This is a genomic window from Methanosphaera sp. DEW79 (assembly GCF_003266085.1).
In the GTDB taxonomy this organism is placed as follows: Archaea; Methanobacteriota; Methanobacteria; order Methanobacteriales; family Methanobacteriaceae; genus Methanosphaera; species Methanosphaera stadtmanae.
Genome location: NZ_MUZW01000040.1, coordinates 1 through 10,577 on the forward strand (window position 1 = coordinate 1; position 10,577 = coordinate 10,577).

Genomic DNA, 10,577 nt, shown 5'->3' on the forward strand with positions numbered 1-10,577 from the left:
AATATCTTGGAGATACAAAGTACTCACCAGCATCAAAAATATACACATTTGATGTGAGTGATATTACTCCAGTAACTATAACTACATACATTCTTAAGAAAACCACTTCTAACACAACATTTAAGGTAATGGTAAATGGTACAGATAAAACAAGAGCAACAGGTAATGTTGCAATAATAAATAATGGTAAAACATTACTTACAAAAGCATTAACAAATGGTGAATGCTTATTAACATTTAGTTTACCAGCAGGAAAACAAAGTGTAGAAGTAAAATATCTTGGAGATACAAAGTACTTACCAGCATCAAAAACATACACATTTGATGTAACAGAAGTAAATCCCTTAAAAACAGTAGATACAACATTTACATTACCACAAGTAAATAATAATGATAGTTTATATAATATAAGTACCAACATTAAAGCTTAAAAAAAGAGTTTTAATTTATTCTCTTTTTCTTTTTTTTATTTAGTAAATATTAAGAATTATTTTATTCAAATAATAGATTATAGACTAATTAATTGGTTTGATATAATATGACATTATTTAGTAAAATAAATTTAAAACAATTTGAAACCTTAAACTATATTGTGAATAACACAGATATTGCTCATATAACCTGTATAATAAAGTGTATAATTCAATCAGATAAATTAGAAACACCATATTATATGGATACAGAAATTTCATTATCACACTGTGTTGAAAATGAGGAAAAGGGGATTGTTCATGCAATGGATGTATTTAAACATCATAGAATGTATAATCTTAATGAGAAAACATATATTAAATTACAAAAAAGTATGATAGACACATTTTCTAATGAACATGAAAAAACATTAGAAACAGATTTCTCTAAGAATAAACAAATAATAGAAATAAGAACAATGAATGCATCAAAACTAAAGAAAATACTAGAAAAATATGAAACATTCTTTAAACAAGTAGATGCATTAATTTAAAATTATTTTTTTATTAAAAAAAATAAAAGAGATATTTATATGAAATTAGTTCTAAATAATCCTGAATATAATGTTAAAGTATTAACAACAATTCAAAATGAATTACAGAAATGTGAAGAATTTTATATTGCAGTAGCATTCATTACAGAAAGTGGAATTACACCACTACTACAAAATCTTAAGGAATTAGAACAAAAAAATGTTAAAGGTAAGATCTTAACAACAGATTATCTAGCATTTAGTCAACCGAAGGCTTTAAAAAGATTAAATAATTTAAGTAATATTGAAGTTAGACTATATCAAGTAACTGATAGTTATGGATTTCATCCAAAAGGATATATTTTTAAAAATACCAATTACTATAATATTCTAATAGGTAGTTCTAATCTAACACAGAAGGCATTAACTGTTAATATGGAATGGAATATATTAACAGAGTATAGGGAAAATAATGAAATAGTATCTGATTTATCAAATTCATTTATAAAATATTGGAATAAATCAAGAAATATAGATGAATGTATTGATGAATATGAAGCATATTATAATGAGAGTAATAAACATACATATTATCCTAAAAAAGAAATTAAAGATGAATTTAAACCTAATTCTATGCAAAAACAATTCATAGATAACTTTTTAGAAACTATAAAAACACATACAAGAGGATTACTTATAAGTGCAACAGGTACTGGTAAAACATATGCCTCAGCATTTGCACTAAGAGAAATTAATCCTAGAAAAATATTATTCTTAGTACATAGGGAACAAATAGCTAAACAAGCAATGAACTCATATAAGAATGTCTTTAAAAATAGAAGTTATGGACTTTTCACAGGTACTTCTAAGGATTATGATGCAGACTTTATATTCAGTACCATACAGACTATGAGTCAAGAAAAGTATTATTCTAGATATGAAAAAGATGAATTTGACATAATTGTTATTGATGAAGTTCATCATGCAGGAGCACCAAGTTACCAGGAAATTATGAATTATTTTACTCCAAAATTCTATTTAGGCATGACTGGTTCTCCAGATCGTAGTGATGAATTTGATATCTATGATCTTTTTGATCATAATATTATATATGAAATTAGATTAAAAAAGGCTTTAGAAGAAAATATACTTTGTGATTTTCATTATTTTGGAATAAATAATCCTGTGGATGATAATTATTTATCAGAAGGATATGTTGATGAAATTATTGAAAATATTGAATATTATGGTTTTAATGGAAATAGAGTAAAGGGATTAGTTTTTTGTAATAACGTGGATAATGCTAAAGTTTTATCAGACATGTTTAATATGCGTGGATATAACACTATAAGTCTTAGTGGAAATAATACTCAGGATGAACGTGAAGATGCTATTAATAGACTTGTTAGTGATGATATAGATAATACTCTTGATTATATATTCACTGTTGATATTTTTAATGAGGGTGTTGATATTATTGAAATTAATCAAATTGTAATGTTAAGACCTACACAATCAAGTATAGTATTTATCCAACAGTTGGGTCGTGGTCTTAGAAAACATTCAAATAAGGAGTATGTTGTTGTTCTTGATTTTATTGGAAATTTTGATACTAACTACATGATTCCCATTGCCCTATCTGATGATAGAACATACAATAAAGATACTATTCGTAAATTCATGTTTGATTCTAATAATCTACTTCCTGGAGCTTCAACAATTAGCTTTGATAGAATTTCAAAGGAAAAGATTTATCATTCAATTGATAATGCAACTATTAACAGTATTTCCTTTCTAAGAAATAAGTATATGAATTTTAAAAAGAAGATTGGTAGAATTCCATTATTAATTGATTTTTATAATTATGATGAACTTGATGCAATGTTTATTATTAAATATATGAAGGAAAAACTACCCTCAAAAAAGAAGGCATATCCAGTTTTATTATCTAAACTAGATAAGAGTTTTAATAATAGTTTATGTGAAGATGAAATTCTATATTTAGAATTTCTATCACTAAAAATAGCTAATGGTAAACGTCCACATGAATTAATTATATTAAGGGAATTAATTGAAAATAGACAAATTAGTATATATGATGTTAATAATATCTTAGAAAATAACTACTCATTAACAGACAATGCTCTTAGTATAAAAAGTGCTATTAAAATTCTTAGTGTATCCTATTATAAGAAGATGGAACGTACAAAGTATTCTAGGGTAAAACTTTTAGAAGTTAATAATAACATATTATTTATTCATGAAAACTTTAGAAAATTACTAGAAAATGAAATATTTAAGAAATTTATTTATGATATTATTGATATTGGATTTAAAGAATATGATTTAAAATATAGAAACCCTAGTTGTACTCCATTTAAGTTGTATGAAAAATATTCAAGAGAAGATGTGTCTCGTCTTTTAAATTGGCCAGAAAATGAGTCAACAACGATTTTTGGTTATAGAACTGTGGCAGATTTTAAGGGAAATTTATCATGTCCCATGTTTGTAACATATAATAAAAATGAGGATATTTCACAATCCATACAATATGAGGATAAATTCATTGATAATACGACTATGTATTGGATGAGTAAACATAATAAGACTTTAGAATCTGAGGATGTTAAAACAATTATTAATTATAGGGATAATAATCTTAAAATGTATTTATTTATTAAAAAAAGTGATTCTGAAGATGAACAATACTTCTATTATGTTGGAGAAGTTATACCTAAAGAGTATATTCCAACATATGATAAACTAGGTAATGATATTGTACGTTTTACTCTTAAATTAAATACATCTCTACGTGATGATATTTATGAGTATTTAGTAAATTAAAAAATAAAATAGGTGTGTTTAGTATATTTAATCATATACTTCTATACATTCACCTTTACATTTATCAGCTGCTTCTTGGTATTTGGTTGGATCATCTACTTCTATTTCTTCCATTCCATCGTCTCTTTCTGAACCTATCATTGTTGCTTTATCATCTGAATCAAATGTAAATAGTGAATCATCTACTTCCACACAATTTCCACAACTTGTACATTCATCTCTATCTAATACTATTTCTACCATATTCTCAAATCTCCTATTTATTTTAAAAAAACATAAATTGTATTTTATAGTTTATATTTTTTTTAATATTAAATCTTTGTTACTTATATATTAACATGGATTAAGTAATGTTTTATATTTTGTTTAATTTTTTTAGGAAAAAAGTAGATATTATATATAAAACAATATTTTTATTTAATTTTTTTAAAGTATTTTTAAAATTATATGTAACTTTAGAAGTACTTTTCCATATAAAAAATCTAATTTGAATTATATTAAATCAATACACTATTTTATTAAAAATACTTTTTAAATTCTAGGTATATAGTTTTAAAATTTATTATTTAAAGTATAATTCGAAAATAAGACTTATTTTATAGTTTATTTTTAAAAGAAGTTTTTACTTATAATATCTTAAATTAATATATTTGAAAATCTTTATAAAAAAATAAGTCATGTTTCTAAAAGAAGTTGATATAACACCCCATTAATTATATCTCTTTTAGAAACCTTTTTTTAGAATCAAATAGTAAAATTAAGTCTTCTTAAAATACATTTAAATTCTATTAATGAAAAAATATACTCATTAAATCAATAATTGGTCTGATTATTCAGAGTTTATTGCTAATTTTATGTCTTCAGCTTTTACTGTTTTTCTTCCTGCATGTTTTGCAAAAGGCACTGCATCTCTTCCTATTTGTTCTCCAATTTCTTCAAGAACTCTTGTTAATTCAATTTTAGCATCTTCACTAACTCTGGTAGCACCAGCTTTTTTTAATAAACGACCCATTGTTGCTTTTGGTAATTCTGTCATTTTATCATCTCATAATTTTTTTTTATATAATCAATTATATCTTTTAAACTATATAAATATGACTTATTTTAAGAAATAAGAAAATATTATTACTCAAATATTAAAAAAGATAACATTACTTTTTAATAATTTAAAATTAACAAATAAATTCAAATAATAAGCTTTGTAAAATATTTATTTTAATTTTAACATGATTTAAAGTTTATTTTCATTATTTATTAGCTTATAATTATTATTTATTTAAATCTAGAGTATTAAATAGAAAGTTATACTTCTCAAATCTAATATAATCCATTATAGAAATAGTATATTTTCTATAATGGTTAGAGCTATTACCATTTCATCTTAAGATAATATACCTTAAATTATAATACCATGTGAGTATTATCTGTTAATAATTTCTAATCTAAAAAGTCATATGATTCTATAATTCCTGCAGCATTTCTTATCTCTGCAGTTGCCTTGGAAATATGAAATATTGCAGGTTTCAAATCACTATCTGCACCATATGTTTTTTCAAGCATTGGCATTTTTTCAAATGCTTTTTTTAGTAAACTTTTATCTTCATCTTCATCAAATATGACCTTTCCATAATATCTAATAAATTCAGAACCATTATGTCCTAAAAATTCAATATTGTTATTTCTTATCATTTGATTATATACTTGTTTGAATGTTCCAGTTAAAAAATATATTTGGCCATCAACCATCATTCTAAAACCAAGTGGTCTTAATTTTGGTTTATTATTATTTATTGTTGCTAAATATAATACGCCACATTTATTCATATATTCATATACTTTTTCTCTACTTGACATTTTTTTCAATTCCTTCTTAACTTTAATATTTTGTATCTTTGAATATATTCAATGCTTAAAGAGACTAAAAAAAATTTCTAAAAAATTCATTTTTCTTAATCCCTTATTTTAAAAATTAATCTTTAATATTTTAAATACTTTTCTAGAATTTCAAATAAACTCTTATATTTAAGAGTGTTACTCATATTCTATTAGTCTTCTAAAAATATCTTAAAAATTCATAAGTAATTTTATAACTATTTTTAATTTATTTTTCTTTAAACACAAAAAATAACATTATCATATACATCATATTATGTATTTTTAGATACTTTAAGCATACTCTTTTTATTTAAAAAATGTATTTGAAAAAATTTTGAAAAATAAATATGAAAAACAGTTGTAAGTTATATTATCCTAACTTTCATCAACTGGGTAGTTAGTTGTGCATTGTTACTATTTTGAGTATTTTTCTGTTTGTATATAGTTGATGTATTTTTCATATAACTTACCTATTTATATATAAATCATGAATAGATTATATGGTCTTTATTTATCATAGCATTTAATTATATATGATCACTGATTTTACATTCAAGAATCTAAAAATATATCAAAAGTATTTAACTATAAAAAAAAATTTTTTTCAAAAATAAGTTCTTTTTCCAAGAATTACACTTGAATAGTTACTCTTCAACTGTATTTTTTGGTTTATTTCTTAAAAATATTCATAAAGTAGATTTTATAGTTATTTGGGATATATGTATTGTTTGATTTTTAGGTATTTTAGGTAGTTTTTTTTAGGATTTTTCTTTTAAAATTTTTCCTATTTTATTTCGTTATACAATGGTATAACGAAGTAGAGTAAAATCTTTCAAAATTAATCACTAAAATACAATAAACTTATTAACTTATATAATTAAAAGTAAAATTATAGTTTTTTAAAAAAAAGGGAGGTTAAAAAAATATTATTAAATTTGAAAGAAATATTTACAATAGATTATATAAAAAGTTACATATCACGTAATGCAAATTATTTTATAATTTCAATTATAATATTTCTAATATCAGCATTATTAGGTTTTTATTTTAATAATTATTTTAATAATATATTACCCGACCATTTTCGTATGGCAACAAGTATCATTGATGAAATTAGTGTGGATTTTAGAGATATATTTATACATAACATATTCATTGATTTATCTGTTGTTTTTAATGGATTTTTATTTTCAATAGATTCAATTATAACAACAGTTTTAAATGGAGTACTACTTGGATATGCTTTCTCAAGAGTTAACACAATATTGTTTGTTGTTGGAATTACACCACATGGAATCTTTGAAATACCATCAAGTATCATAGCAATGGGTGGCTCATTAATAGCAACTAGATGGGAAATTCACATGTTAAACTCCATTATCTCAAAAAAACATACATTTCGTGAAGAATTTAAAAAATATAAATATATGTTAAAGGATATACTAGCCACTGTTATTTATGTTTTTATTTTATTAATTATAGCTGCTGCTATTGAATCTACAATAACACCTCTACTATTATCAATAGTATCAGTATAATTTATATAAAAGGTTATAAAATAGTTTAATGAAAATTAGTATTATAGAAGAAATATAGGATGTAATTATAATGCAAGAATGCCCATATTGTGGTCAACTAAATAGTGATTTTGAAGATAGATGTGTATATTGTGGAGAACTACTTTATATTCAAGTTGAACATGATGATGAAGAAACAAGTAATGATATAAATGAGATAAATCATCAATATGCAGATAAAATAGCACAAGAACTTCTTAAAGATGAGAACAATAAACAAACCAAAACTTTTGATGATTTAGATGAGTTTACTAGGGAATTATTAAGTCCTACAGATATTTCTGATGAAAGTGTATCTATATCTGATAATGATGATTCATATTATTTTGAAGAAGATAACAATGATACAATTACCAATGAATCATTTAATGATACTAATATGTTTGAAGAAACACTTGCAGATATAACTACAGATTTTACAGAAGATAATGAAGACACCTACTTTGAATATGAAACTGAAGATGTTCCTGAAGTACATGAAAAAACAAGAGAAAAACTTATAGAAATAGAATCTAAACTAAAAAAGAAGATCAAAAGAAATAAAAAACTTGAAACAAGATTAGGCTTAAGTTTTAAAAATATAGCTCTTGTAATTAATAATATAAATGGACCAATAGAAGTCTTAGGTAGTGTATCTACAAATACTGTATATAATAATCATTGCCTTAAATTATCAGTAATATGTTATGATAATGATTTTAAGGAAATTGAACGTAATTCTACTCTTATTATAATGAATTCATTGAAAAGATATTATGATTTCAATTTAATTCTTAAACCAGACATATCTAAAACATCAATATTAATACTACTACCAGAAATTGTTGATAAACTACCAGATGCTATTAATGAAGTAGATAAAAAGAATACACAAAATATATCTAAAAATAATAATATATCAAGAAACTTACAAAAACCTAAAAATAAACAAGTTAAAAAGAATACACAAGCAAAAAAAATAGATTCAAGAAAATCGGTGGCTGTTGAAACATCAAATTCCATATTCATTGAACAAATGAAGAATATTGAACATAGAATTGGTATGAATATAACTAATACTTCTGTTCTTATAAAATCCAATAGTTATTTAGAAGTTGTTGGTGAAATATATATTAAAAGTCCAGATAAATATAATGATATAAAAATAGCTGCAACATGTTATGACAAAAATAATAAGATCATTGCAACAGAAAGTACTCATATAAATACTAAGTTATATCTAGGATTTGACACTCTATGCTTAAAATTAAAGGATGTTGATGTGTGTAGAGTTGAACGTATACGATTATATCCAACATTTCAATAGTTAATCTACTTTTTCTCATTTTTTTAAATCATCATATGATAATATTATCAAATGAGTATAATTTTATCATAGATATAAAATAAAAACTTCCTTTTCAAAAATAATATTTTAATAAAAAAATAATCATAAGACATTTATTTTATCAAATAAGGTTTATTTTATCTTATTTTATTACAATTCCTTTATATACTACGTTGTTCATAATTATAAGTATGAATTTGACAGGATAGAATATATGCATTTAAAAGATTTAGAATGCTTGGAAACACTCCTATATCATTCCTAAAATAAGAAAATAATATTAAATAATTTTATCCAGTTGAATTCAATTCTTAAAAACTTTAAAGGAGCGAATCACAATGGATTTAATCGATAATTTAGCAAATGCCTTTGCAGGAAAAGAAGTAGAAAAAGTACCAGCAGCAAGTATTGTATCTGTTGCATTAATGGAAGGTATGGAAAAAACTGGTGCAGGTTTTCCAGAATCACACACAAATGCTGAAAAAATGGTTGCATTAGGTGAAAGTGCACATAAATATGCTGGTGTAGAAAGTATAAATTTACCATTCGATTTAGCAATTGAAGCAGAAGCAATGGGATGTACAGTTGACTTAAGAGATGCAAATGAACATATTCCAGAAATTACAGCTTCACCATTCTTTGATGATCTAAGTGGTGTTGAATTATGTGATGACTTCTTATCTAATGGAAGAATTCCTGTAGTTGCAGAAGCTTGTCAAATAGCTCGAGAAAAATATCCTGATGTTCCATTAATATCTGGTCAAATTGGACCTTTTACATTACTTGGTCAAATAGTAGGTATTGAATATTTAATGAAATGTCTAGCAACAAATCCAAATGAAGTTAAAGTAGCTGTAAATAAATGTGCAGATGCAGTAATTGAAGTAGTTAAAGCATATAATGAATTGGATGTTCAAGGAGATTGTATGTATGAACCATCTATTGCAGCAGATTTATTACCACCAGAAATGTTTGATGAGATTGTAAAATATCCATTAAAAAGAATAGCAGATGCAGCAGATTTCAACATAGTATTACATGTATGTGGAGATACCACACCTATACTTGAACATACACTTGACTTAGGATACAATGGATTTTCATTTGAAGACTGTGTAAATGTAAAAGAAGCAAATAAAATAAAATATGATTTGAAAAGTAATACCCAATTAGTAGGAAACGTAGCAACTGACTCCTTATTTAAAGGAGACTTTGAAAGTATTCGTGAAGAATCATTCAGAGCATTAGATCGTGGAATTGATATACTTGGTTCATCCTGTTGTGTACCACCAGGAACTCCATTAAAAGCAATGGAAGTTCTAGTTAAAGCTAGAGATGAATATTATGAATTAGGTAAACAAGAAACTAGATTTAAAAATGAAAAAGCTCTATCATGGACACCATCATACATTGATGTTCCATTACCAGTTGCTAACTGTCATAATATGCCAGAACATGAAGAAAGAAAAATTAAAATATAGATATTAGGAAGAATATAATATTTCCACCTTAATATTATATTTTTTCCTAAAAATTTCATCATTTAAAAAAAAGTATCCAATAATACTTCTCCATATTTTTTTTTTATTTTTCAAAAATACATAACTTGAAGAAATAATAATTAGAAGTAAATCACCACCACATTCTTTTGATTTTTTTTTAGAAAAACCATTATATAATTTAAATATTATGGTAAATTTTATATTAAAGAATTTATTTTTTTTTAGAATATTTATATAAAAAAACTAAATAAAATATAAATTATTCAAATCAAAAGAAAAATTTATATTATAATTTAACCAAATATAAATCCATTATTTCATCAAAAACAATTAAATAATTCTTTTTTGATTAAATATACATTGTTTAAACATTAAAATTTATGTCAATTACTTTAATAATTAAAGTTTTTTATAATATTCTTTAAATAACTTTTATATTTATAAAAAAGTCTATTAAAGTATTTATACTATGAAAATTTTAGGTTATAACCGTTCATTAAGAAAAAATT

General features: G+C 23.7%; 9 protein-coding genes. 6 read left to right on the forward strand and 3 right to left on the reverse strand.

Annotated elements, in window-relative coordinates; genetic code table 11:
• The 3 genes from BZ132_RS03760 to BZ132_RS03770 all read left to right on the forward strand — a co-directional run.
• A partial coding sequence (locus BZ132_RS03760) for an Ig-like domain-containing protein (protein ID WP_286940534.1) occupies window positions 1–431 on the forward strand: 431 nt, incomplete at its 5' end.
• A 107-nt stretch (window positions 432–538) separates the two neighbouring features.
• Complete coding sequence (locus BZ132_RS03765) at window positions 539–964, forward strand: hypothetical protein (RefSeq protein ID WP_011406359.1); 426 nt, start codon at window positions 539–541, stop codon at window positions 962–964.
• Window positions 965–1,003: 39 nt separating this feature from the next.
• Complete coding sequence (locus BZ132_RS03770) at window positions 1,004–3,787, forward strand: DUF3427 domain-containing protein (protein WP_286940535.1); 2,784 nt, start codon at window positions 1,004–1,006, stop codon at window positions 3,785–3,787.
• 27 nt (window positions 3,788–3,814) lie between these two features.
• Here BZ132_RS03770 and BZ132_RS03775 read toward each other — a convergent pair whose 3' ends face one another.
• From BZ132_RS03775 to BZ132_RS03785, 3 genes are all read right to left on the reverse strand, one after another.
• Complete coding sequence (locus BZ132_RS03775) at window positions 3,815–4,030, reverse strand: ferredoxin (RefSeq protein ID WP_011406361.1); 216 nt, start codon at window positions 4,028–4,030, stop codon at window positions 3,815–3,817.
• A 586-nt stretch (window positions 4,031–4,616) separates the two neighbouring features.
• Window positions 4,617–4,823 carry a histone family protein gene (locus tag BZ132_RS03780; protein ID WP_011406362.1) on the reverse strand — a complete coding sequence of 69 codons (207 nt, stop codon included), beginning with the start codon at window positions 4,821–4,823 and terminating at the stop codon, window positions 4,617–4,619.
• Between the two features lie 401 nt (window positions 4,824–5,224).
• Window positions 5,225–5,641: a pyridoxamine 5'-phosphate oxidase family protein gene (locus BZ132_RS03785; RefSeq protein WP_011406363.1), complete on the reverse strand. Its 417-nt coding sequence runs from the start codon at window positions 5,639–5,641 to the stop codon at window positions 5,225–5,227.
• Between the two features lie 956 nt (window positions 5,642–6,597).
• On the opposite strand from BZ132_RS03785, the gene BZ132_RS03790 reads away from it, so the two are divergent.
• The 3 genes from BZ132_RS03790 (at window position 6,598) to BZ132_RS03800 (ending at window position 10,047) form a co-directional block, all read left to right on the forward strand.
• On the forward strand, window positions 6,598–7,200 hold the full coding sequence (locus BZ132_RS03790; RefSeq protein WP_011406365.1) for a stage II sporulation protein M: 603 nt from the start codon (window positions 6,598–6,600) through the stop codon (window positions 7,198–7,200).
• A 70-nt stretch (window positions 7,201–7,270) separates the two neighbouring features.
• Window positions 7,271–8,545: a hypothetical protein gene (locus tag BZ132_RS03795; RefSeq protein WP_011406366.1), complete on the forward strand. Its 1,275-nt coding sequence runs from the start codon at window positions 7,271–7,273 to the stop codon at window positions 8,543–8,545.
• 359 nt (window positions 8,546–8,904) lie between these two features.
• A complete protein-coding gene (locus BZ132_RS03800) occupies window positions 8,905–10,047 on the forward strand; it encodes a uroporphyrinogen decarboxylase family protein (protein ID WP_011406367.1) in 1,143 nt (380 codons plus the stop codon).
• The last annotated feature ends 530 nt before the right edge of the window (window positions 10,048–10,577 follow it).